This is a genomic window from Aeromonas sp. sif2416 (assembly GCF_019218665.1).
Taxonomy (GTDB): Bacteria; Pseudomonadota; Gammaproteobacteria; order Enterobacterales; family Aeromonadaceae; genus Aeromonas; species Aeromonas encheleia.
Map to the genome: position 1 here is coordinate 446,317 of NZ_JAHUXC010000003.1, position 20,990 is coordinate 467,306.

Sequence of the window (20,990 nt, forward strand, 5' to 3'; positions counted from 1 at the left end):
ACGAACAGCCGAACTCATTCCCGCCAGACACAGAGGGTGAGATGAAGACGCCGCTCGGGCGGCGAGATGACCCTGGGAGGAGGCAAGGGGGGCGTATAGCGCCAGAGCGGGGCCAGCAGGGCGATGACCAGGGCGACCGCGAAGAACAGCTGTTCGACGCAGAGCAGGCTGGCGGCACTCAGCCACTTGCCGTTGAGCTGGCAACTGCTCGGCTGCGGGCTGGCGGCGCGGGCGCTATCCTGATCGTCGGGACTGCTCTGTTCGGGCAGCGCCTGGCAGCCGAGGGCCTGATCGAGCAGGGCCAGCCGGGCCAGCGGCTGGGCCGCACAGTTGAGCACCAGCAGGCAGACCAGCAGCAGGAGTCGTTTCGCCGCGCGTTGTTGCAACATCATGCTAGCCCCGTCCATCAAGATGGGCACATCCTAGCGGCCAATGGCGGGTGGGGCAAGTCGGGGGTCTGGTCGTGTGCCCATCCGCGGACAGGGGGAGGTCGGTTCTGTTTGGCGAACGCTTGTTCGCTAAAAGGGGGACCAGTATACTGAGCCGAGTTAACATCCGAGGTGTTCGATGCTCAAAATTGCCCGTGTGCTGCTGCTAACCCTGCTGCTCGTCTTCTGGTTTGTGTTTGGTCTGTTGCTCTGCCTGGTGCGTCCGCGCCACCCCAACAACGTCTATGTCTTCGCCCGCATGTACCACGCGGTCTGTCCGCTGATCGGGCTCAAGGTCAGGGTCATCATCCCGGACGAGGTCAAGGCGGTCGGCCCGGCAGTGTACGTCTGCAACCATCAGAGCAACTTCGACATCTTCACCGTGACCGGTGCCGTCATGCCCGGCGTGGTGGCGGTGGGCAAGAAGAGCCTGCTGTGGCTGCCGTTCTTCGGCCTCCTCTTCTGGCTCTCCGGCAACGTGCTGATCGACAGATCCAACCGCTCCCGTGCCATCGGCACCATAGGCCAGGTGGTGGATCGCATCAAGAATCACGGCACCTCCATCTGGATGTTCCCGGAGGGGACCCGCTCCAAGGGCCGCGGTCTGCTGCCGTTCAAGGCCGGCGCCTTCCACACCGCCGTGCAGGCCGAGGTGCCCGTGGTGCCCATCGTCTGCTCCAGCTACTTCGGTCAGGTCGATCTGAACCGCTGGGACAACGGCGAGGTCCTGCTGGAGATGCTGCCGCCCCTGTGCAGCAAGGAGCACGGCGCCGCCGGCATCCGCGATCTGTCAGATACCTGCCGGGCCCAGATGGAGGCCAAGCTGGTCGAGCTGGACAGCCGGCTCGGCCATAGTCCGGCCGCCTGAGGTCGCGCGACGAGATAGGAAGGGAGCCGCTGGCTCCCTTTTTTGTTGGTTAAAATCACCACCATGTTGGCTATTTTTACCAACTCAGGGTCCTTGGATTTCGACGGCTAATCTCCATCTCTATGTAAAACAACAATAAATCATATTGGCACGGCTCTTGTAATGTCATGGATAGAGATACCCATCCCATGAACGAGGAGCCAGACCATGAGCGTATTTAGCCGCCTGACCGACGTGATCAACGCCAACCTGCACAGCCTGCTCGACAAGAGTGAGGAGCCGGAGAAGATGCTGCGGCTGATGATCGAGGAGATGGAGCAGGTGCAGGTCGAGATGAGAACCCAGGCCGCCCGCGTCATCGCCGAGAAGAAGCAACTGGAGCGCCATCAGCAGGCGCTGCGCCACCAGATCCAGGAGTGGGCGGCCAAGGCCGAGCTCGCCATCCAGAAGGGCCGTGAAGACTTGGCGCGCGCCGCCCTCACCGAGAAGCTGGCGGAGCTCAAGAAATGCGAGCAACTGGAGCAGGACAAGGCCCGGGTGGCCGAGGTGCTGGCCCAGCTGACCGCCGACAGCGAGCGGTTGGCGAGCAAGCTGACCGAGGCGCGGGAGAAGCAGAAGATGCTGACCCTGCGCGAGCAGACGGCGCACAGCCGGATCCGGGCCCGTGCCCAGGTCGACAACCAGCGCATGCATGAGCTGATGGCGCGTTTCGACGGCTTTCAGGGTCGGGTGGATCAGCTGGAAGCCCAGCTGGAGGCGGCAACCCTGGGGCAGAACCCCTCCCTGGAGGCCCAGTTCCGCGAGCTGGAGCTCAATGACGAGATAGAGCGTGAGCTGGCGAAGCTGAAGGGTCAGCAGGTCGGGGTGTGAGCATGAGCCCCTGGCCCAAGGATCTGGCCCATCGCAAGCTGACCGGGGTCTGTGCCGGCCTGGCCAATGGGCTGGGGATCTCGCGGGTGACGGTGCGGGTCCTGGCGTTGCTCAGTCTGATCCTGATGCCGCCCCTGGCCCTGGCCGCCTACCTGCTGGCGGTACTGATCATGCCGCCCCGTCGTGAATTGAAGCGCTGTTTGGATTGATCCCAGGATCAGCCCAGTCGGCAAGACACCCTTGGTGAGGAGCAACCCATGCTGGAATTTATCGTTTTGATGCTGGTGCTGGTGACCATGGCGCTGACCGGATTTACCGTGCTGGCCATGCTGCTGGTGAGCGGGGTCTTCGTGCTGTTTGGCGCCCTGGCTGGCATGTTTGCCCTCATCATCAAGCTGGCGCCCTGGCTGCTGTTACTGCTGGTGGTGTGCTGGTTGCTCAGCAACAGGCGCAAGCAGTCGAACACCTACCGTTAGCCTCCCTGCTGTCGGACCCTGGCCACTGCTCGCAGTGGCCTTTTTTATGGCGCCAGGTGGTTGGTCGTCTTGGGATCGGCGGCGGTGCTTGCCAGCCAGGATTGATGCCAGTCGCTCCACAGTTGAGGCTCGAACAGCAGCCGCTCCTTGAATGCCTTGCTCTGCTGCTTGAGCCGGTATTCGAGGCGCAGCGCGCTCCCCTTGTCCGCGAGCTCTTGCTGCCACACCAGTGCCAGCGGTCCCTTGCCACGCAGGGCGCGCGCGCCCTTGCCGCTCTGGTGCTGGCGCAGGCGCCGCTCGGGATCCGTGCTGATGCCGGTGTAGAGCGCGCCCGCGCCGGTGCGCACCAGATAGATAAACCAGCGTGCCGTCGGCCGATCGACAGTGGTGGGGGCGATCAGGGTTTGTGCCATTCGACTCGGCTCCGCTTGAGCAGATGCAGGGGCAGCAGGCTGATCAGCAGGCCGGCCCAGACGAAGGCGAAGCCCACCGACTTCACCGGATCCGCCGTCTCGCCGAACCAGAAGATGGCGAGCAGGAAGGCGAGGCTGGGCTCTATGTATTGCAGCAGCCCCACTGTGCTCATGCGGGTGCGCGCCACGGCGTAGCAGAACAGGCCCACCGGCAGCAGGGTGGCGGGGGCGCTGCCCATCAGCAGCAGCCTGTCGGCCCAGTCCCCGGCCATAAACTGGCTGGTGCCGTGCAGGCCCAGCCAGCCGATGATCAGCAGGGCGACGGGGAGCTGCACCAGGGACTCGAGATAGAGGCTGACGCCGGCATCATAGTGCACCTTCTTCTTGAGCAGGCCGTAGAAGGCGAAGTTGGCGCCCATGATGAGGGAGAACCAGGGCAACTGGCCGTAGGAGAACAGCATGTAGGCCAACCCCGCCAGGGCCAGGGCGACCGCCAGGTGCTTCTGCGGGCTGAGCCGTTCCCTCAGGAAAATGACGGCAAATACGATGTTGAACAGTGGCGTCATGAAGAAGGCGAGGCTGGTGGCCAGTACCTGGCCGGTGGTCAGGCACCAGGTGAACATGCACCAGCTGACGGACATGACGGGGCCCGCCAGCAGGATGAGGCCGAGCTGGCGCGGCTCGCTGCGCAGCCGTGCCCAGGGCAGCCGATAGCCGAGCAGCAGGAAGAGCCCGCCCAGCAGCACGGCCGACCAGAGCACCCGGTGGGAGAGCAGCTCCCACATGTTGACCTCGGGCATGAACTGGTAATAGAGCGGCAGCATGCCCCACAGCAGGAAGGAGAGGGCCGCACTGCCGGTGCCCATCCAGTTCTTCATCGCTTTCCGTTTATTAAATTAAACAAATGTGGCCGCATGATAAGTAGCTGCCGGCGGTTTCACAAGCAGGATAGAGGGGGAAAGTCTGCTACCATCGGGCCATGAACCGACTCGACATGCTGTTTGAACAGATCCGGGCCTGCCGGCTGTGCGAGGCCCATCTGCCACTGGGGCCGCGGCCGGTGATCCGTGGCGCCGAGAGTGCCCGCCTGCTTATCATCGGTCAGGCGCCGGGCACCCGTGTCCATGCCAGCGGCATCCCCTGGGATGATCCCTCCGGCGATCGGCTGCGCCACTGGCTCGGGGTGGACAAGGCCACCTTCTACGACGAGTCCCGCATTGCCATCATGCCGATGGGGCTCTGCTATCCCGGCAAGGGCAAGTCGGGGGATCTGCCGCCCAGACCCGAGTGTGCGCCGACCTGGCATGACAAGGTGTTGATGCTGCTGCCCCATATAGAGCTGACCCTGCTCATCGGCCAGTACGCCCAGCATTACTATCTGGGTGCGGCGGGCAAGGGCTCGCTCACCGAGACTGTGCACAGCTGGGCCGACTATGGCCCCGCCTGGCTGCCACTGCCGCATCCCTCACCGCGCAATACCTTCTGGCTCAAGAAGAACCCCTGGTTCGAGCAGGAGGTGGTTCCTCACCTGCGACTCAGGGTCGCCCCCCTGCTGGGGTGACCCTGTAGCCTGCTGCGTCAGACCACCGGCTCGGCCAGGGGTTTTGGCTTGCCGCGGGCCATGGCGACCAGCGGCAGTATGATGCACAGGCAGCCAAGCAGCAGCGGCAGACCCGGCTGCTCGTCAAACAGCCACACCCCGATGGCCACCGCCATCAGCAGGCCGGTGTACTCCGCCGAGGCGATCTTGCTCGCCTCCGCCTTGCGATAGGCCACCACGCAGAGCCCGGCGTAGACCATGATCAGCGCCGACGAGCCGAAGGCGGGCCACCACATCTGCCACTGCCAGGTTCCCCCTTCCCACCAGGCCAGCGCCAGTATGATGGGCATGCTCAGCACGTTGGTGAAGAACAGGGTCTGGGCGATGGGCTGCTTGAGCGGGATCCGCTTGATCAGCAGGTTGTTGACCGCCATGGAGAGCGCCACCCCGAGCGCCGCCAGCGCGGCCCAGTTCACCTCGGTCGGGCGCAGCACGATCAGCACCCCGATGAAGCCCACCAAGGCCGTCAGCACCTTCTGACGCGACAGTGCCTCCCCCGCCAGCCAGACCGCGAGCGGCACCATCAGCAGCGGCGCCGCATAAAACAGGGCATTGGCGGTGGCGAGCGGCAAGCGGGTGAGGGCGACCACCATCAGGCAGACGCCGATCGCCCAGATGTGGGCCCGCAACAGATGCCACTTGAGCGCCACCGGCGGGTTGCGTCGCCAGGACCAGAGCAGCCAGGGGGCCAGCAAGAGGGCGGCGGAGAGTTGGCGAAAGAACACGAACTGGAACACCGGCTGGCTCGGATCCAGTACCTTGACCAGCGCATCGGAAAAGACCGCCACCATGTTGCCCAGCACCAGATAAAGGATGCCGATCCCGACTGCATTCATACCACCTCCCACGTTAGATGAGGGGAGGGTAGCCTGGGGCTAGTTATCCAGTAAAATGATAAAAAATCACCATCTATGAGAATTTTGGATAATGAAGCTGCCCCCCCTGCGCGCCGTCCAGTACTTCGAGGCGGTCGCCCGCTTGCTCAGTTTCTCCCGCGCGGCCCTCGAGCTGAACGTCAGCCAGAGTGCGGTCAGCCACCAGATCCGCCTGCTGGAGGATTTCCTGGGGGAGCGGTTGCTGCTGCGTCAGGGGCGCCTGTTGTCACTGACCACCCAGGGAGAGATCTATTTCGAGGGCATAGCGGCCGGGCTCGGCCAGATATCCCAGAGCAGCGAACAGCTGCGCGGGGGCGGCGAGATGCGGCTGCGGCTCGCGGTCTACAGCTCCTTTGCGGTGAAGTGGCTGATCCCACGCTTGGCCGGGCTGCGTCAGCTCTATCCCGAGCTGGATCTCAGCCTGGAGATGGTGGCGGAAGATCCCGAGCTCTCCGATCGGGTGGCGGACTGCTTCATCACCGTCTCCCCACACGGTCGCGGCTATTGTCACGATCTCATCTATCAGGAGCGGCTGTTCCCGGTCTGCAGCCGCCGCCTGCTGCAGCAGGTCGAGGGTGAGTGGCCACAGGCCATCTGGCAGTTGCCGCTGTTGTCGGTGCAGTCCATCTACAAGGCGCGGGGGGAGGATTGGCAGCGTTGGGCCCAGGCGGGCGGTCTGGTCATACCGGAGCAGGCGCGCATGCACCACTTCAGCCATGTGCTGCTGGCGATGGAGGCGGCGGCCTGGGATCAGGGGGTGGCGTTCGTGAATGACTATATGCTGCGGCCGGATGATCCCCAGCTGGTGGCCTTGCCGGTCCACCAGCTGGTGACGGGGGATGCGTTCTACTTCACCTGCAAGCGCTCACGGGCCCATGAGCCCGCCATCAGCCGGTTGCGCCAATGGCTGATGATGGAGACGCGCCAGAGCATGCCGCTATAGGCCAAGGCGCAGCCCCGACGCGCCGGTGATCAGGCCTTCTTGAACTGGCTCAGGATAAACAGGCTGGTGGCGCAGACTACCACCGAGGGGCCGGCCGGGGTGTCCTGGAACCAGGAGAGGCTGAGCCCCCCCAGCACCGCCAGACAGCCGATCAGCGCCGCAAAGCCGGCCATCTGCTCCGGGGTCTGACTGAAGCGGCGGGCGGTGGCGGCGGGGATGATCAGCAGGGAGGTGATGATCAGCGCGCCGACAAACTTCATGGCCACCGCAATCACCAGCCCGATCAGCAGCATCAGCACGCAGCGCAGCACGTCGACCCGGATCCCTTCCACCCGCGCCAGCTCCTCCGAGATGGTCATGGAGAGCAGGGGATCCCACAGCCGCCACAGGGTGAGCAGCACCAGGGCGCCGCCGCCGTAGATCCAGAGCAGATCCATGGGTTGCACCGAGAGCAGATCGCCGAACAGGTAGGCCATCAGATCCACCCGCACGTTATCCATGAAGCTCAGCGTCACCAGGCCAAGGGACAGGGCGCTGTGGGCCAGGATGCCGAGCAGGGTGTCGGTGGCCACCTGCTGGTTGCGGCTCATGACCACCAGCAGCATGGCCATGGCGAGGCAGCAGACCACCACCGCCAGGGTGAGATCCACCTGCAGCAGTATGCCGAGCGCTATGCCGAACAGGCAGGCGTGGGAGAGGGTGTCGCCGAAGTAGGCCATCTTGCGCCACACCACGAAGCTGCCGAGAGGCCCGGCCAGCAGGGCGATGCCGAGACCTGCCGCGAGGGCATATAACAGAAAGCTGTCCACTTGAATGTCCTTAGCCGTGCTTAACGATTGCGAGAGGGCAGGCGGATGACCGGGGCCTGCGGCTCGTGATGATGATGTTCACCGTCACAGTGGTGATGGTGGGTATAGACCGCCAGCACCTCCTGCTCCGGGCGCCCGAACAGGCGGGCGAATTCGGGGTGGCGGGCCACGCTTTCCGGCTCGCCGTGGCAGCAGATGTGGCGATTGAGGCAGATCACCTCGTGGGTGCTGGCCATCACCAGATGCAGATCGTGGGAGACCATCAGCACGGCGCAGTTGAGCTCGGCCGCCAGTTGACCGATCAGGGCATAGAGCTCGATCTGGCCGCTGATGTCCACCCCCTGCACCGGCTCGTCCAGCACCAGCAGCTCGGGCTTGACCAGCAGGGCGCGGGCCAGCAGCACCCGCTGCATCTCGCCACCGGAGAGCTTCTGCATCCGGTTGTCCAGCAGATCCTGGGCGCCGACCCGATTCAGTGCCTCGTCGATGGAGAGGCGGCCATTCTTGCCAAGCTGCAGGAAGCGGCGCACCGTCAGCGGCAGGGTGGGATCCAGATAGAGGCGCTGTGGCACATAGCCGACCCGCAGATCGCGGCGCCGGATGATCTTGCCGGAATCCGGGTTGAGCAGGCCCAGCACCAGCTTGCTCAGGGTGCTCTTGCCCGCGCCATTGGGGCCGACCAGGGTGGTGATTTTGCCTTTATTCAGGGTAAAGGAGACCTTGTCGAGCACGGAACGTCCGTCAAACGCGAGACAGACCTCTTTCAGCTCCACCAGTTGGGTCATGACAGCTCCGGGGTTTACAGCCAGTGAGAGTTATAATATAACAATAACGTTGGTTTGTTATATTATCACACACTCACTTCCTGACGAGATCTCTATGCGAATTCTTACCCTGATCACCGCCCTGCTGGCGGTGAGTCTGCCTGTTCGTGCCCTCGAGGTACTGACCACCATCAAACCGCTCGGTTTCATTGCCGCTGCCATCACCGACGGCGTGAGTGAGCCCAAGGTGCTATTGCCGACCGGCGCCTCCCCCCACGACTTCGCCCTGCGCCCTTCCGACATTCGCAGCATCAACGAGGCCGATCTGGTGGTGTGGGTCGGCCCCGAGCTGGAAGGCTTCATGGCCAAGCCGCTGGCCAAGCATCCCCATGTGCTGACCCTGACCCGGGTCGAGGGCATGCCGCTGTTCGACTACAGCAAGCAGGCCGGGCATGAGGAGCCGGCCGATGAGGAGCATGAAGGCCACGATCATGACGGGCACGAGGGCCACCATCACGAAGGGGTGGATCCCCATATCTGGCTGGGACCAACCCAGGCGCTGGTGATCGCCAGGGCGATGAGCGAGACGCTGAGCGCCCGGGATCCGGGCAATGCGGAGCGCTATCGCGCCAACCTGCTGGCCTTCCAGGCCAAGGTCGACGCCAAGGACAAGGTCATCGCCGGGCAGATGAAGGTGGTGAACCAGAAGGGCTATTTCGTGTTCCACGAAGCCTATGGTTACTGGGAGCGCCACTACGGCATGAGCTCCAAGGGACACTTCACCGTGAGTCCGGAGCGTCGCCCCGGCGCCAAGACCCTGGTGGAGATCCGCAAGGCGCTGGAGGAGAAGCAGGCGAGCTGCATCTATGCCGAGCCGCAATTCTCGCCGGCGGTGATCGAATCGGTCGCCCGCAACACCGGCGCCAAGGTGCTGCTGCTGGATGAGGTCGGTGAGCAGGTGCCGCTCGGCCCGGATGGTTATCCGCAGTTCATGCAGCAGCTGGCCAACGCCTTCGCCCAGTGCCGCTAAAGGTGGCTGCCGCGTCGATGCCCTAGTCAGGCCTGACTATACTGACCTCCAGCGCATGACACGGAGCGTCTCCTATGAAATGGCTCGTCCCCGCCTGCACACTGGCACTGGCATGTGCCTCCGTGCAGGCCTCCCAACTGTCCAATTACGTCGCCAGCCCGGATCTCAAGACCAAGCTGCAGGCGGTCTATGGCGGCAAGGTGTTGCAGCGGGCGGAGGCGTTTTCTCGACTGCTTACCCCCAGGGCCGGCACGACGGATCAGCAGAAGCTGGAGCTGGTGAACAACTACTTCAACAACCTGACCTTCAGTGACGATCCCAGGCTGTGGGGGGAGGAGGATTACTGGGCCAACCCGCTGGAGTTTATCGGGGCCCGGGGTGGGGACTGTGAGGATTACAGCATCTCCAAGTACTACACCCTGATAGAGCTGGGGGTTGACGAGCAGAAGCTGCGGCTGGCCTATGTCAAGGCGGTCCGGTACAACCAGTTTCACATGGTGACGCTCTACTTCTCGACCACCAAGTCCGACCCTCTGGTGCTGGACAACATCAATGGCCGCATCCTGCCCGGTAGCCAGCGCAACGATCTGCAACCCGTCTACAGCTTCGATGCCAAAAGCATCTGGGTCATGAAGTCACGGCGTGAGGGCACCCTGGCGGGGAGCGCCGATCGCCTGACCCAGTGGACCTCGATGCAGAGTCGGTTCTCCAGCGAGCACCTGCGTACCCCCCGTCGCCAGCTATAACTTGCCGGCCGCTTTCAACTCCTCGAAATACTTTGCTGCCCCCGGATGCTGTTCGATGCTCAGCACCGGGCCTATCTTGTTGCGCGCCTTGTGGAACAGGTTGGCGTAGCCGTAGGTCTGCTCGTTGAAGCTGGTCTGCTGGCTCAGCATGGCCCTGGTCAGGCGATACACGTCGGCATCCGTGGTGCTGGCATTGGTGACCAGGGTGGCGGCGATGGCGAAGGTGGGGGTGGCCTTCAGGTTGCCAGGATAGATGCGGGCAGGCACCTGGCTGCGTTGGTAATACTTCACCCCCTTCAGCAGTTGATCCCGCACCGGCCCCTCGATGGGCAGGAAGTGGATGGCGCAACGCTTGGCCGTCTCCAGCACGATCCGGTTCGGGTGCCCCATCACCAGCCCATAGGCATCGATCTGCTTGCTGCACAGCGCCTCGGCCAGATTGGCCACGCTCTTCAGATCCAGATCCTGCTCCTTTGCACCCAGAGCAGAAAATAGCGCCAGCGCCGTCTGGCGCGTGCCCGAGTGTTTCAGCCCCATGTCGATGGGGGCCAGCTTGAGCTGGTCCAGCTTGCTGATGTCGCCATCGGCCCGCACCACCAGGGTGAAAGGCTCAGCATGGGTGGCAAACAGAGCCCGCAGCTCAGGCTGGGGGAGTTTGCTGAAGGGGCCGGTGCCGTGGCTGGCCTGATAGAGCCAGTCTGACTGCACTATGGCGTAGGGGAGCCCTCCCGCCTGCAACAGGCGAAGATTCTCGATGGAGCCCGAGCTGGCCTGCAGTCTGCATTTCAGATCCGGGTCGCTCTTGCCTGCCAGGCGGCAGAACTCCTTGATGACCTGGTAATAGATGCCCTGTTCCCCCCCGGTCCCTATGGTCATTGTGGTGGCCTGCAAGGAGGGCAGCCACAGCAGGGCGAGTAACGGCAGAATGGGTCTCATGATGCCTCCTGGCTGGCATAACCATCTATGCCCCAGTTGCGTAGTGTATTGATGTCATTGATTTCGCTGGCTTCTGCCAACAGGGTATAGCCGGACGCATGCAGGCACTGGGAGAGCAGATTCCAGTAGAGCGGGGCCTGGGTCAGCTGGCAACTGATGAACACCGGATTGATGGGATCGAGTCTGGTCAGGTTGTCGTTGTTCATGGGCACATTGCTGAACGCCATCTCGACCCCCTGGGCCTGCAGGGCCGTCAGGCGCTCCTCGGCAAGGGGCGGGAAGAGGGCGAGATCCCAGCGCCAGTCCAGGGTCTTGCCCTTGCCGCTGGCCAGGGACGAAGAAAACTGTGCCCAGTCAGGATGATTGAGCAGGCTGAGGGGGAGCTGCAGCCCCTCCGCCTTCTGTGCCAGCCAATGGTTGAGCAGGGCCCGGATCTCGTCCGGTGAGCTGTCGACGGTCGGTGGCCGCTGGGGAAGCAGCCGGCTGTACAGCCTGATCTCCCCCTGGGTGGAGATGAAGTGTTGCAGATACATGCCGCTTGCTGTCTCTGTCAGGGCCATCAGTTTCTGGCTGATGTGGGGCTCGTGCTGTTTGCCAAGCTGGGTGATCTTGAGCCGCTGCTGGAGCAGATCCCGCTTGCGCTCGGAGACCAGCTGGTTGATCGACACCACGACCTCCTGCAGTTCCTGCAGCCAGGGGGTGGGCAGGTTGCCACTGAAGCGGCGCTGACGAACCTGCATCAGCTGCAGGCTGACCTGTTCGAGGGGGCGCAGCAGGCGGGTGCATACCCACTGGATGATGAGGATCAGGACCACCAGGCCGGACAGCAAGGCCAGCCCGGTGCGGCTGATGGCATTCCACAGGTGCTGGTAGGCATAGCCTTCGTGGCCCTCAAGGGTGAGGGTGCCGAGGATGCGCCAGCCATCTGTGAGCTCCTGCTCGATCTTGACCGGCGGCATGTGGACGACGGCCGGCAGCCAGCTGGGAATATTTTGCTGGGCCGTGTGGAAGACTTTCTGGAACAGCAGCTGGCCATCGGGATCCAGCAGCGTGACCGAGCTGACGAAGCCCCCGTCGAACATGGCATTGACGATGGTTTCCGCCAGCACTTTGTCATCGTTGAGCAGGGTGCCTTGCAGCACCAGGCCGAGGGCGGTGATGGCCGTCTCCAGGTTGGCCGACATCTGATCGAGGATGGATTGCCGTACCGTGGTGATCTCCAGCATGAGCAGCAGGATGGCACCCAGGGTGAACAGGATCAGGATGATTACATTTAACAATCTTGCTAATGACATACCCACTCCGTGGCAATTTTTTCGCAACATCTTGTTGCTAGAGGGCAATAACAACCGGGCCCGGGTCTTAAAAATAGAAAAAAATGACTAAAAGCGGCGATGATTTCTGCCCATGACAGGAAGTTATGCATAAAATGTGAGGTTCATGCGTATTGCTATGAACTTTTTGTGAGTAATTAGGTCTAAAACCCAGATATTCGGTTTTCATAAGAAAAAAACATAAAAACAGACCCCTTACTACCACCCTTAGATCTAATGACAGGATAGCGGATGAAACGTCTCCGTCCCTTGGTAGCACAGGCTGCCAACTGGGAACCCCCGGTTCCCCGCAAACATTTTTATGCCATGTTATTGCTCACGGCCATGACGCTGTCAGCGGTAGCGGTATTGCCAGCCCCGGGTGACATCCTGGAGCGGCCACTGCGTCTGGAGTTGCCGATCGCCACTACTGGCACAGCGACCAACGAAGACAACACCGACTTCAACGATATCCCGGATCACGAGCTGGTAGAGGCCGCGACACCGGAGGATGACATTCCGGCCGATGCGACGCCCCAGTGGCAGGATTACCGGGTGCGCAACGGTGAAAACCTGACCACCATCTTCAACAATCTGGGGCTCTCGACCACCACCCTCTACAAGGTGCTGGATGCGGATGCCAAGAACAATCTGGCCCGCCTCAAGCCCGGCCAGACCATAGAGTTGCTGATCGATCAGGACAACATTCTGCAGCAGCTGAAGATCCGCTTGAACATCAAGCAGACCCTGGTGCTGGAGCGCACCGACGACAGCTACAGCGCCAACATGCTCAATGAAGAGGTGCAGTGGCAGCAGAAGAGCTATGACGGCATCATCAACGGCAGCTTCTATGTCAGTGCCCGCAATGCGGGGATCCCGGCGAACCATATCCAGAAGATTGCCAACCTGTTCCAGTGGCGGCTGAATTTCGCCAAGGATCTGCAAAAGGGCGACAAGTTCAAGGTGCTGGTCCGCCAGGAGACGGTCGAGGGCAAGAGTACGGGCAACACCCAGCTGCTGGGAGTGGAAGTGTTCAGCCAGGGCAAGGCGGTATCGGCCTGGCTGTCGGAAGATGGCAATTATTATGACGGTCAGGCCAACAGTCTGGAGCGCGGCTTCCGCCGTTATCCGACCCACAGCCGCTACCGGGTCAGCTCCAGCTTCAACCCGAACCGGCGCCACCCGATCACCGGCCAGGTCCGTCCGCATGAGGGCACCGACTTCGCCCTGCCGGTCGGCACGCCTGTCATGGCTACCGGGGATGGCGTGGTGCTCAAGGCGACCCGCCACCCGCTGGCCGGTACCTATGTGGTCATCAAGCACGGTCGCACCCTGATGACGCGCTATCTGCACCTGAGCAAGCTGCTGGTGAAACCCGGTCAGCGGGTGAAGATGGGTGACAAGATCGCGCTCTCCGGCAACACTGGGCGCTCCACTGGTGCTCACCTGCACTATGAGGTGCGGATCAACAACCGCCCGGTCGATGCCATGAAGGTCAAGCTGCCGATGGCAGAACCCCTCAGCGGCAAGGACAAGCGCCAGTTCCTCGCCAAGGTGAAGGGCTATCGCAAGGAGATGGCAGCGGGCTGAGCCCGGTTTCATCCCGGCCATGAAAAAGGCCCCGCCAGTCTGGCGGGGCCTTTTCGTTGGGACCGGCGTCGTACTCAGTAGCCCTTGTCGAAGTCGATCCGTCCATCCAGCTGCTGACCATCGATGAAGCGAATGTAGTTGCGCACGAAGATCTGGGCCACATCCTCCGGGAAGCTGTAGGCGCTGTTGTGCGGGGTGATGATCAGATTGGGCTGGTGCCAGAGTGGGCTGTCGGCGGGCAGGGGTTCCTGCTCGAACACATCCAGTACCGCCATGGCGAGCTTGCCACCGCGCAGCGCCTCCAGCAGATCGCCTTCGTGGATGGCACTGCCCCGGCCGACGTTGAACAGGATGGCGTCCGGCTTGCAGTGCGCGAAGCGGGCCGCGGTGAACAGGTGACGCGTCTCGCGGGTCGAGGGCAGGACGCTGACGATGATGTCGGACTGGGCCAGCATCTTGTTGAGGGCCGGCAGCTGATAAACCTGATCGAAGCCGGCGCGCTCGTGGCCACTGTGGCTGATGCCGAGCACCTTCATGCCGAAGTGCTTGGCGGTGTTGGCGATATGCTGGCCTATGCTGCCGGTGCCCAGGATCAGCATGGTGCGTCCCTTGAGCCCCTGATAGGGATGGCTCTGCCACAGTCGCTGCTGCTGTTGCTCGCGATAGAGCGGCAGCTGGCGCGACAGGCTGAGCAGCTGGCCGAACACGTACTCGCTCATCAGCGGGCCGAAGATGCCGCGCACATTGGTCAGCTGATAGTCGCGGCGGCAGCTGGCGTCCAGCAGTACATCGACCCCGGCATAGGTGGACTGCATCCAGCTCAGCTTGTCGGCCTTGGCCAGCAGCGGCTTGGCCCGCGCCGGTTCGGCCATCAGGATGTGGGCCTCGCCGATCAGTTTCTCGGCCTCGGCCTGGTTGTCGGCCCGCAGTATGTGCAGATGGGGAAGGCGGGCGGCCTTGAGCAGGCGCTCATAGTGGTTGTTGTCCTGGCTGAGCAGAAGCAGGGTACGTTGGCTCATACTCTTGTTCCTTATCATGTTTACGGCACGGCGGAGGAGGTACTGTCCTCATCTTACCCGAGTTGATCGGGCAAGATAGCCGACCAGGCCGCTTTTTCGTTTTCGCAGGGCCCCTCGTGGGCTACAATCTGCCCCACATTTTGCAAAGGATCCGACTCCAGTGTTTGGTGACAAGTTTTATAAGCGACTGGCCGAGCTACAGCCTTGGCAACAGACCGTCTACACCCTGGCGCTGGCAGAGCGCATGTACCCCAACTATGCGCTGTTTAGCCAGGCCGCCGGTTTCGGTGATGCGAAGGCATTCCGCAACGCGCTGGATCAGATGTGGAATTACCTCACCGTGAAGGGATCCCGCGTCAATCTGGGCGCCATTCTGGAGGCGTTTGAAGTCTATATCCCGGAACCCAGCAAGTTCGAATCCTATGGCGCCTATCCGGCGCTGGATGCCTGTGTGGCACTGGGCTGCGCCTACAACTCGGTGATCTGCCGGGTCGGCGAGGAAGCCGAAGATGCCAGCCATGCCTCGGTGGGCACGGTGGCCGGTTTCATCGAGATGCTGGAAGAGCGCGAGCTGACCGATGAGGAGCTCTACGAGCACGAGTACATCGAGGCCGAGCTGGAGTTTCAGGTCGAGCTGCTCAAGCGGGTGGCCCATGAGCGCGACAGCGATCGCATCCTGGCGATCCGCACCTTCGCGGCTCAGGACGGTGTCTCCAACATCGGCATCAGCCTGGAAGAGTGACCCCGCCACGGGTGCTGTAGAAAAAGCCCCATGCAAAAAAGCTCCCGTTCGGGAGCTTTTTTTATGCCTGCTACTCGGTGAGCGGTCTGACGCTCAGCACAGGTGCGGCATCGATCTCGTGGGCATTCATCATCGACGAGATCCGCTGCAGGGAGGAGAGCAGCAGGCTCTGCTCCCAGGTTTCCAGCGCCTGGAAGCGCTGGATGAAACTCTCCTGCAGCGGGGTGGGGGCCTGCGCCAGCAGGGCGCGACCCGCGTCAGTCAGTGTCGCATGCACCTTGCGCTTGTCGGTTTCGCTGCGAATGCGCTGCACCAGCTGGCGGCTCTCGAGCCGGTCCATGATGGTGGTCGCGGTGGCCTGACTCATGTTGGTGTGGTCGGCCAGTTGGCGCATGGAGATCTGCCCCAGCTCGTTGATCCCCTTGAGCAGCAGGAGCTGCGGCGAGGTCAGCCCGGCTTCCTTGATCAAGCGCTTGGAGTGCATGTCGATGGCACGGATGATCTGGCGCAATGCGACCAGCACTTCATCATGTTTTTCCATGGGGTTTGAGTCATTGGGGAGCAGTTGAGAGGCGCAAAATTCTCCGCCTAATTCGTCACAAGGTCAATATGGTTTTTGGTCTAATGATTTCTGCTCTAATGATTTTTGTGTTAGGTTATCGGGTAATTTCCGAATTATAACCCGATTTTGAGGAACGAAATGATGAGCAACGATCTGGATATCAAGTCGCTGGTTGCCGATCTCCGGGTGGTCAGAGTACGTTATGAACTGCCGGATACCTCGGCTTTCGTGCGTTATCAGCCCGCCTATGATGAAGACCCCAACAACCTGAAAGTGCACCACTATGATGGCGAGCTGCCGCTCTCCTACAGCGACACAGGTGCTTTCAGTCTAAAGGAGTTGGTGAACGAAATACGCTATGCCTATGTGCTGGTGCACCTGTTCCCCGACGAGAGCGCCATGAACTTCTACCTGACCGGCCTCGACACCGGCCTGGCCCAGCTCGAGTTCATCGGTGGCTCCTACGACTTCAACCGGCTCTGGATCACCAGTGGCATCTCCAATCTGGGCGTGCCCATGGCCATCTTCCTCGGCAAACGCCACGCGGTGAACGGCCAGCCTTCGGTCACCCTGGTGGATCACCGTGCCCAGGCGGCGGGCCAGATGGTCTATCGCGCCATCGGTGGTGCGGGCGAGCACGTGGGCGAAGATTTTTTCAACAATGACTAAGGAGGCCCGATGAGAGCAACCAAAGGGCTACTGAAAGGCCTCAACCCCACCATGGCCATGACGGCCCTCACCGTCGTGACCCTGTTTCTGCTGTTTGGCGTGTTCGTTCCCGAGACGGCCGCTGCCTGGTTCGTCGGCGCCAAGGATCAGATCATCGCCGGCTTCAAGTGGTACTACATTCTGGTCGTCGCCCTGTTTCTGTTCTTCGCCGTCTATCTGATGTTCAGCCGTTTCGGCAGCATCCGACTGGGCGACGACGACCAGGTACCGGAGTTCGGCTACTTCGCCTGGTTCTCCATGCTGTTCAGCGCCGGCATGGGCATAGGTCTGGTGTTCTGGAGCATCGCCGAGCCCATGAATCACCTGCAGGGCAATCCCTTCATCACCGAGGGGATGACGCCGGAGGCGGCCCAGGTCGCCATGCGGCTCACCTTCTTCCACTGGGGTCTGCATCCCTGGGCCATCTATGTGATCGTCGGCCTGTCGCTGGCCTTCTTCAGCTATCGCCGCAAGCTGCCGCTGGCGATCCGTTCGGTGCTCTATCCCATCCTGGGTGAACGGATCTACGGCTTCTGGGGCCATGCCGCCGACGTGCTGGCGGTATTCGGCACTGTGTTCGGGGTGGCGACCTCCCTCGGCCTCGGCGTCTCCCAGATGAACACCGGTCTCAACCAGATGTTCGGCATGGGGGTCTCGCAGAGCAACCAGCTCTGGCTCATCGGCGGCATCAGTCTGATCGCCACCCTGTCGGCGGTCTCCGGGGTGGGGCGCGGGGTCAAGCTGCTCTCCGAGCTCAACATCTGGCTCAGCGTGTTCGTGCTCGCTCTCTTCCTGGTGCTGGGCCCGACCACCTACATCCTCAACGCCTATGTGCAGAACATCGGCGACTACCTGCAGAACATCGTCAAACTGAGCTTCTGGACCAACACCGAAGCCAACGGCACCTCGGCCTGGCAATCGAGCTGGACCGCCTTCTACTGGGGCTGGTGGATAGCCTGGGCCCCCTTCGTCGGCATGTTCATCGCCCGCATCTCCAAGGGCCGCACCATCCGTGAGTTCGTGCTCGGCGTGCTGCTGGTGCCCTCCCTGCTCGGCATGTTCTGGCTCACCGTGTTTGGCGGTACTGCCATGAACCTGGAGCTGTTCGGCGGTGGCGGCGTGGTGGCTGCGGTCAACCAGGATGTGACCCTGGCGCTCTATCAGACGGTGGAGCTGCTGCACTGGGACACCTTCGGCTGGATCGCCAAGGGGGTGTTGACCCTGCTGATCTGCACCTACTTCATCACCTCCAGTGACTCGGGCACGCTGGTCATCACCACCCTGCTCTCCATCGGCGATCAGGAGCCTCCCGTGCTGCACCGCGCCATCTGGGGGCTGGGCCAGGGGCTGGTAGCCGCCATCCTGCTGGTGTCCGGCGGACTGGCGGCCCTGCAGGCGGCCAGCATCATAGCCGCGCTGCCGTTCTCGCTGATCATGCTGGCCATGTGTTATTCGCTGATGCTGGGCCTCAAGCAGGAGAGCCAGCACCAGTTCGAATACCGGCAGAACCTCAAGCGCCACGACAGCTCCTCCCACATGAGCCTGCTGGATCGCATAGGTCCGGCCTGATGCTCCAGGGCAAGGCGCGCAATGAAAAAGGGGAACCGCGAGGTTCCCCTTTTTTGTCTGTGGCGTCGGCCGGGCGGGTTACAGCAACTGCTTGAGGCGATAGAGCAGATCCAGCGCCTGGCGGGGGCTCAGCTCGTCGGGCCGCACGGATGCCAGCTCGTCCACCACCGGATGGGGCTGGGTGATCACGGGCATGGGCCGCACGCCGCTTGAGGCCTGGCTGGCATGGACCGGGGTCGCGCTCTCCAGCTCCGCCAGCTTGTGGCGGGCCTGGCTTATCACCGATTTGGGCACCCCAGCCAGCGCCGCCACCTGCAGGCCGTAGGAGCGGCTGGCCGCCCCCTCCTGCACCGCGTGCATGAAGGCGATGGTATCGCCGTGTTCAACCGCGTCCAGATGGACGTTGGCCAGGCCATCCATCAACTCCGGCAGGCGGGTCAGCTCGAAGTAGTGGGTGGCAAACAGGGTGTAGGCGCCGATCTTGCTCGCCAGCTGTTCGGCGCAGGCCCAGGCCAGCGACAGACCGTCGTAGGTGCTGGTGCCACGGCCGATCTCGTCCATCAGCACCAGGCTGCGGGCGGTGGCGTTGTTGAGGATGTTGGCGGTCTCGGTCATCTCCACCATGAAGGTGGATCTTCCTGACGCCAAATCATCCGACGCCCCGATGCGGGTGAAGATGCGATCGATGGGGCCGATGCGGGCGCTGTCGGCGGGCACGAAGGCCCCGATATGGGCCAGCAGCACTATGAGGGCGGTCTGGCGCATGTAGGTGGACTTACCGCCCATGTTGGGGCCGGTGATGATCAGCATGCGCCGTGCCCGATCGAGCCGGATCGGGTTGGCGATGAAGGGATCGCTCATCACCTGCTCCACCACCGGATGGCGGCCCGCCTCGATCAGGATCTGCTCCTCGTCGATGAGCTGCGGGCAGCGATAGTCCAGGGTCTCGGCCCGCTCCGCCAGGTTGGCGAGCACATCCAGCTCCGCCAGGGCGGCGGCGGATTCCTGCAGATCGCCGAGGTGAGGCAGCAGGTTGTCGAGCAGCTCCTCGTACAGCCGCTTCTCCAGCGCCAGCGCCTGGGCCTGGGCGGTGAGCACCTTGTCCTCGTATTTCTTCAGCTCGTCGATGATGTAGCGTTCGTTGTTCTTGAGGGTCTGGCGGCGGATGTAGTGGGCCGGCACCAGCTGGCTGTTGGCGCGGCTCACCTCGATGTAGAAGCCGTGCACCCTGTTGTAACCCACCTTGAGGGTGTTGATGCCGGTCAGCAGCCGCTCGCGCTCCTCGATGCGGGCCAGGCTGGCGGTGGCGCCGTTGGCCAGATCCCGCAGCTCGTCCAGCTCCTGGTTGAAGCCATCGCGGATCACGCCGCCATCGCGGATCAGCACCGGTGGCACCTCCATCACGGCGCGCTCCAGCAGGCTCAGCAGCTCGGGGAAGGTGCTGGCCCGCTCGGCCAGCTGTTGCACCGCCTCGTGCTGGCTATCGGCCAGCTGGCGTTGCAGCTCGGGCAGTTGCTGGAAGGCCTGGCGCAATCGGGTGAGGTCGCGCGGGCGGGCCGAGCGCAGGGCGAGGCGGGCCAGCACCCGCTCCACGTCGCCGACCTGGCGCAGCAGGCTGCCGAGATCGTCATAGAGGTTCTGCTCGATCAGGCTCTGGATGGTGCTCTGGCGCCCCTTGAGGATCACCCGATCGCGGATCGGCTGGTGGATCCAGCGCTTGAGCAGGCGGCTGCCCATGGGGGTGGCGGTGCGATCCAGCACATCGCTCAGGGTATTTTCATAGCCTCCCGCCAGGTTCTGGGTCAGCTCCAGGTTGCGGCGGGTGGCGGCATCCATGATGACCGCATGATCCGGCTGCTCGAGGCGCACGCCGCGAATGTGGGGCAGGGCGGTGCGCTGGGTGTCTTTCACGTACTGCATCAGGCAGCCGGCGGCGCAGAGCGCCGTCTCGCTCTGCTCGACCCCGAAGCCCACCAGATCCTGGGTGCCGAACTGCTGGCACAGCAGCTTGCGGGCGGTGCCAAGCTCGAACTCCCACTCGGGACGACGGCGCAGGCCGCGGCGGCCCTCGACGTGGCGCAGGAACTCGAAGGACTCCGGGTAGAGCAGCTCGGCCGGATTGGTGCGTTGCAGCTCCGCCAGTAACGTCTCTTCCTTGTCGAACTGGTTGATGAAGAAGCGGCCCGAGCCGATGTCCATGGTGCCGTAGCCGAAGCGGCGACCGTCGTGGTAGACGGCGGCGATCAGGTTGTCCTGGCGCTCCGAGAGCAGCGCCTCGTCGGAGACGGTGCCCGGGGTGATGATGCGGACGACCCTGCGCTCCACCGGCCCCTTGCTGGTGGCGGGATCCCCCACCTGCTCGCAGATGGCGGCGGACTCGCCGAGCTGCACCAGCTTGGCCAGGTAACCCTCGATGGCGTGATAGGGCACCCCCGCCATGGGAATGGGGCTGCCCGCCGACTGGCCGCGCTTGGTCAGGGAGATGTCGAGCAGTTGGGAGGCCTTGCGGGCATCGTCATAGAAGAGTTCGTAGAAGTCGCCCATCCGGTAGAACAGCAGGATCTCGGGATTCTCGGCCTTGAGGCCAAGGTACTGCTGCATCATGGGGGTGTGGGCGCTCAGGTTGGCGCCGGTGGCTTGGTGCTGTGCTGTCATGTTCTGTTCCAGAGGGTGCTCTTGCGGGCAAGCGTCTGCCGTAATGGGTCTGAATCTGGCGGCCATTCTACATG

23 protein-coding genes are annotated in these 20,990 nt (G+C 62.8%); 12 read left to right on the forward strand and 11 right to left on the reverse strand.

Features of this window, described 5'->3' with window-relative positions; translation table 11 throughout:
• Positions 1–14: 14 nt before the first annotated feature.
• Entirely contained in the window at positions 15–392 is a 378-nt protein-coding gene (locus tag KW821_RS08315) for a hypothetical protein (RefSeq protein WP_042652024.1), read from the reverse strand.
• A 175-nt stretch (positions 393–567) separates the two neighbouring features.
• Between KW821_RS08315 and KW821_RS08320 the strand changes: the two genes are divergently transcribed.
• From KW821_RS08320 to pspG, 4 genes are all read left to right on the forward strand, one after another.
• A complete protein-coding gene (locus tag KW821_RS08320) occupies positions 568–1,296 on the forward strand; it encodes a 1-acylglycerol-3-phosphate O-acyltransferase (protein WP_218291110.1) in 729 nt (242 codons plus the stop codon).
• Positions 1,297–1,503: 207 nt separating this feature from the next.
• Positions 1,504–2,166, forward strand: coding sequence for a phage shock protein PspA (pspA, locus tag KW821_RS08325; RefSeq protein ID WP_218291111.1), 663 nt, complete (start codon positions 1,504–1,506; stop codon positions 2,164–2,166).
• Positions 2,167–2,168: 2 nt separating this feature from the next.
• Complete coding sequence (locus KW821_RS08330) at positions 2,169–2,375, forward strand: PspC domain-containing protein (RefSeq protein WP_218291112.1); 207 nt, start codon at positions 2,169–2,171, stop codon at positions 2,373–2,375.
• A gap of 48 nt (positions 2,376–2,423) precedes the next feature.
• Positions 2,424–2,642, forward strand: coding sequence for an envelope stress response protein PspG (gene pspG / locus KW821_RS08335; RefSeq protein WP_218291113.1), 219 nt, complete (start codon positions 2,424–2,426; stop codon positions 2,640–2,642).
• 44 nt (positions 2,643–2,686) lie between these two features.
• On the opposite strand, the gene KW821_RS08340 is transcribed toward pspG, so the two are convergent.
• Both KW821_RS08340 and rarD read right to left on the reverse strand, forming a co-directional pair.
• Positions 2,687–3,055 (reverse strand): GIY-YIG nuclease family protein, encoded by a 369-nt coding sequence (locus KW821_RS08340; protein ID WP_218291114.1) that lies wholly within the window; start codon positions 3,053–3,055, stop codon positions 2,687–2,689.
• Positions 3,040–3,933 (reverse strand): EamA family transporter RarD, encoded by an 894-nt coding sequence (gene rarD, locus KW821_RS08345; RefSeq protein WP_218291115.1) that lies wholly within the window; start codon positions 3,931–3,933, stop codon positions 3,040–3,042. The genes KW821_RS08340 and rarD overlap by 16 nt, the downstream gene beginning before the upstream one ends.
• A gap of 101 nt (positions 3,934–4,034) precedes the next feature.
• On the opposite strand from rarD, the gene KW821_RS08350 reads away from it, so the two are divergent.
• Positions 4,035–4,616, forward strand: a complete 582-nt coding sequence (locus tag KW821_RS08350; RefSeq protein WP_042652031.1) for a uracil-DNA glycosylase family protein — start codon at positions 4,035–4,037, stop codon at positions 4,614–4,616.
• Between the two features lie 17 nt (positions 4,617–4,633).
• Here the strand turns inward: KW821_RS08350 and KW821_RS08355 are convergent, their stop codons facing one another.
• Positions 4,634–5,491, reverse strand: coding sequence for a DMT family transporter (locus KW821_RS08355; protein WP_042652032.1), 858 nt, complete (start codon positions 5,489–5,491; stop codon positions 4,634–4,636).
• A gap of 91 nt (positions 5,492–5,582) precedes the next feature.
• Here KW821_RS08355 and KW821_RS08360 point away from each other — a divergent pair, with 91 nt between their 5' ends.
• Positions 5,583–6,473 (forward strand): LysR substrate-binding domain-containing protein, encoded by an 891-nt coding sequence (locus KW821_RS08360; RefSeq protein ID WP_218291116.1) that lies wholly within the window; start codon positions 5,583–5,585, stop codon positions 6,471–6,473.
• 29 nt (positions 6,474–6,502) lie between these two features.
• Here KW821_RS08360 and znuB read toward each other — a convergent pair whose 3' ends face one another.
• Together znuB and znuC are read right to left on the reverse strand one after the other, a co-directional pair.
• Positions 6,503–7,282 (reverse strand): zinc ABC transporter permease subunit ZnuB, encoded by a 780-nt coding sequence (gene znuB / locus KW821_RS08365; RefSeq protein WP_218291117.1) that lies wholly within the window; start codon positions 7,280–7,282, stop codon positions 6,503–6,505.
• 20 nt (positions 7,283–7,302) lie between these two features.
• Positions 7,303–8,067, reverse strand: a complete 765-nt coding sequence (gene znuC / locus KW821_RS08370; protein ID WP_042652035.1) for a zinc ABC transporter ATP-binding protein ZnuC — start codon at positions 8,065–8,067, stop codon at positions 7,303–7,305.
• A 94-nt stretch (positions 8,068–8,161) separates the two neighbouring features.
• On the opposite strand from znuC, the gene znuA reads away from it, so the two are divergent.
• Entirely contained in the window at positions 8,162–9,076 is a 915-nt protein-coding gene (gene znuA, locus KW821_RS08375; RefSeq protein ID WP_218291118.1) for a zinc ABC transporter substrate-binding protein ZnuA, read from the forward strand.
• Between the two features lie 74 nt (positions 9,077–9,150).
• Complete coding sequence (locus KW821_RS08380; RefSeq protein WP_218291119.1) at positions 9,151–9,822, forward strand: transglutaminase-like cysteine peptidase; 672 nt, start codon at positions 9,151–9,153, stop codon at positions 9,820–9,822.
• Here the strand turns inward: KW821_RS08380 and KW821_RS08385 are convergent.
• Together KW821_RS08385 and KW821_RS08390 are read right to left on the reverse strand one after the other, a co-directional pair.
• Positions 9,817–10,758, reverse strand: a complete 942-nt coding sequence (locus KW821_RS08385) for a TAXI family TRAP transporter solute-binding subunit (protein ID WP_218291120.1) — start codon at positions 10,756–10,758, stop codon at positions 9,817–9,819. The genes KW821_RS08380 and KW821_RS08385 overlap by 6 nt on opposite strands.
• Positions 10,755–12,053 (reverse strand): LapD/MoxY N-terminal periplasmic domain-containing protein, encoded by a 1,299-nt coding sequence (locus tag KW821_RS08390; RefSeq protein WP_218291121.1) that lies wholly within the window; start codon positions 12,051–12,053, stop codon positions 10,755–10,757. The genes KW821_RS08385 and KW821_RS08390 overlap by 4 nt, the downstream gene beginning before the upstream one ends.
• A gap of 270 nt (positions 12,054–12,323) precedes the next feature.
• Here KW821_RS08390 and mepM point away from each other — a divergent pair, with 270 nt between their 5' ends.
• Positions 12,324–13,661, forward strand: coding sequence for a murein DD-endopeptidase MepM (gene mepM, locus KW821_RS08395; RefSeq protein WP_042652040.1), 1,338 nt, complete (start codon positions 12,324–12,326; stop codon positions 13,659–13,661).
• Positions 13,662–13,735: 74 nt separating this feature from the next.
• Here the strand turns inward: mepM and KW821_RS08400 are convergent, their stop codons facing one another.
• Positions 13,736–14,680, reverse strand: a complete 945-nt coding sequence (locus KW821_RS08400; RefSeq protein ID WP_218291122.1) for a D-2-hydroxyacid dehydrogenase — start codon at positions 14,678–14,680, stop codon at positions 13,736–13,738.
• 160 nt (positions 14,681–14,840) lie between these two features.
• On the opposite strand from KW821_RS08400, the gene KW821_RS08405 reads away from it, so the two are divergent.
• Positions 14,841–15,422, forward strand: a complete 582-nt coding sequence (locus KW821_RS08405) for a YjaG family protein (RefSeq protein ID WP_042652042.1) — start codon at positions 14,841–14,843, stop codon at positions 15,420–15,422.
• A 70-nt stretch (positions 15,423–15,492) separates the two neighbouring features.
• Here KW821_RS08405 and KW821_RS08410 read toward each other — a convergent pair whose 3' ends face one another.
• Complete coding sequence (locus KW821_RS08410) at positions 15,493–15,963, reverse strand: MarR family winged helix-turn-helix transcriptional regulator (protein ID WP_042652043.1); 471 nt, start codon at positions 15,961–15,963, stop codon at positions 15,493–15,495.
• 162 nt (positions 15,964–16,125) lie between these two features.
• Here KW821_RS08410 and KW821_RS08415 point away from each other — a divergent pair, with 162 nt between their 5' ends.
• Both KW821_RS08415 and KW821_RS08420 read left to right on the forward strand, forming a co-directional pair.
• Entirely contained in the window at positions 16,126–16,653 is a 528-nt protein-coding gene (locus KW821_RS08415; protein ID WP_042652193.1) for a hypothetical protein, read from the forward strand.
• A gap of 9 nt (positions 16,654–16,662) precedes the next feature.
• The gene (locus tag KW821_RS08420; protein WP_042652044.1) at positions 16,663–18,261 is read left to right on the forward strand and encodes a BCCT family transporter; all 1,599 of its coding nucleotides are present in this window, start codon (positions 16,663–16,665) and stop codon (positions 18,259–18,261) included.
• A gap of 78 nt (positions 18,262–18,339) precedes the next feature.
• Here KW821_RS08420 and mutS read toward each other — a convergent pair whose 3' ends face one another.
• Positions 18,340–20,916 (reverse strand): DNA mismatch repair protein MutS, encoded by a 2,577-nt coding sequence (gene mutS / locus KW821_RS08425; protein ID WP_218291123.1) that lies wholly within the window; start codon positions 20,914–20,916, stop codon positions 18,340–18,342.
• Between the last annotated feature and the right edge of the window lie 74 nt (positions 20,917–20,990).

Coding starts and splice junctions, on each gene's coding strand:
- KW821_RS08315 (WP_042652024.1), bottom strand. CDS start 392: ATGATGTTGCAACAACGCGCGGCGAAACGACTCCTGCTGCTGGTCTGC.
- KW821_RS08320 (WP_218291110.1), top strand. CDS start 568: ATGCTCAAAATTGCCCGTGTGCTGCTGCTAACCCTGCTGCTCGTCTTC.
- pspA (WP_218291111.1), top strand. CDS start 1,504: ATGAGCGTATTTAGCCGCCTGACCGACGTGATCAACGCCAACCTGCAC.
- KW821_RS08330 (WP_218291112.1), top strand. CDS start 2,169: ATGAGCCCCTGGCCCAAGGATCTGGCCCATCGCAAGCTGACCGGGGTC.
- pspG (WP_218291113.1), top strand. CDS start 2,424: ATGCTGGAATTTATCGTTTTGATGCTGGTGCTGGTGACCATGGCGCTG.
- KW821_RS08340 (WP_218291114.1), bottom strand. CDS start 3,055: ATGGCACAAACCCTGATCGCCCCCACCACTGTCGATCGGCCGACGGCA.
- rarD (WP_218291115.1), bottom strand. CDS start 3,933: ATGAAGAACTGGATGGGCACCGGCAGTGCGGCCCTCTCCTTCCTGCTG.
- KW821_RS08350 (WP_042652031.1), top strand. CDS start 4,035: ATGAACCGACTCGACATGCTGTTTGAACAGATCCGGGCCTGCCGGCTG.
- KW821_RS08355 (WP_042652032.1), bottom strand. CDS start 5,491: ATGAATGCAGTCGGGATCGGCATCCTTTATCTGGTGCTGGGCAACATG.
- KW821_RS08360 (WP_218291116.1), top strand. CDS start 5,583: ATGAAGCTGCCCCCCCTGCGCGCCGTCCAGTACTTCGAGGCGGTCGCC.
- znuC (WP_042652035.1), bottom strand. CDS start 8,067: ATGACCCAACTGGTGGAGCTGAAAGAGGTCTGTCTCGCGTTTGACGGA.
- znuA (WP_218291118.1), top strand. CDS start 8,162: ATGCGAATTCTTACCCTGATCACCGCCCTGCTGGCGGTGAGTCTGCCT.
- KW821_RS08380 (WP_218291119.1), top strand. CDS start 9,151: ATGAAATGGCTCGTCCCCGCCTGCACACTGGCACTGGCATGTGCCTCC.
- KW821_RS08385 (WP_218291120.1), bottom strand. CDS start 10,758: ATGAGACCCATTCTGCCGTTACTCGCCCTGCTGTGGCTGCCCTCCTTG.
- KW821_RS08390 (WP_218291121.1), bottom strand. CDS start 12,053: ATGTCATTAGCAAGATTGTTAAATGTAATCATCCTGATCCTGTTCACC.
- mepM (WP_042652040.1), top strand. CDS start 12,324: ATGAAACGTCTCCGTCCCTTGGTAGCACAGGCTGCCAACTGGGAACCC.
- KW821_RS08400 (WP_218291122.1), bottom strand. CDS start 14,680: ATGAGCCAACGTACCCTGCTTCTGCTCAGCCAGGACAACAACCACTAT.
- KW821_RS08410 (WP_042652043.1), bottom strand. CDS start 15,963: ATGGAAAAACATGATGAAGTGCTGGTCGCATTGCGCCAGATCATCCGT.
- KW821_RS08415 (WP_042652193.1), top strand. CDS start 16,126: ATGAGCAACGATCTGGATATCAAGTCGCTGGTTGCCGATCTCCGGGTG.
- KW821_RS08420 (WP_042652044.1), top strand. CDS start 16,663: ATGAGAGCAACCAAAGGGCTACTGAAAGGCCTCAACCCCACCATGGCC.
- mutS (WP_218291123.1), bottom strand. CDS start 20,916: ATGACAGCACAGCACCAAGCCACCGGCGCCAACCTGAGCGCCCACACC.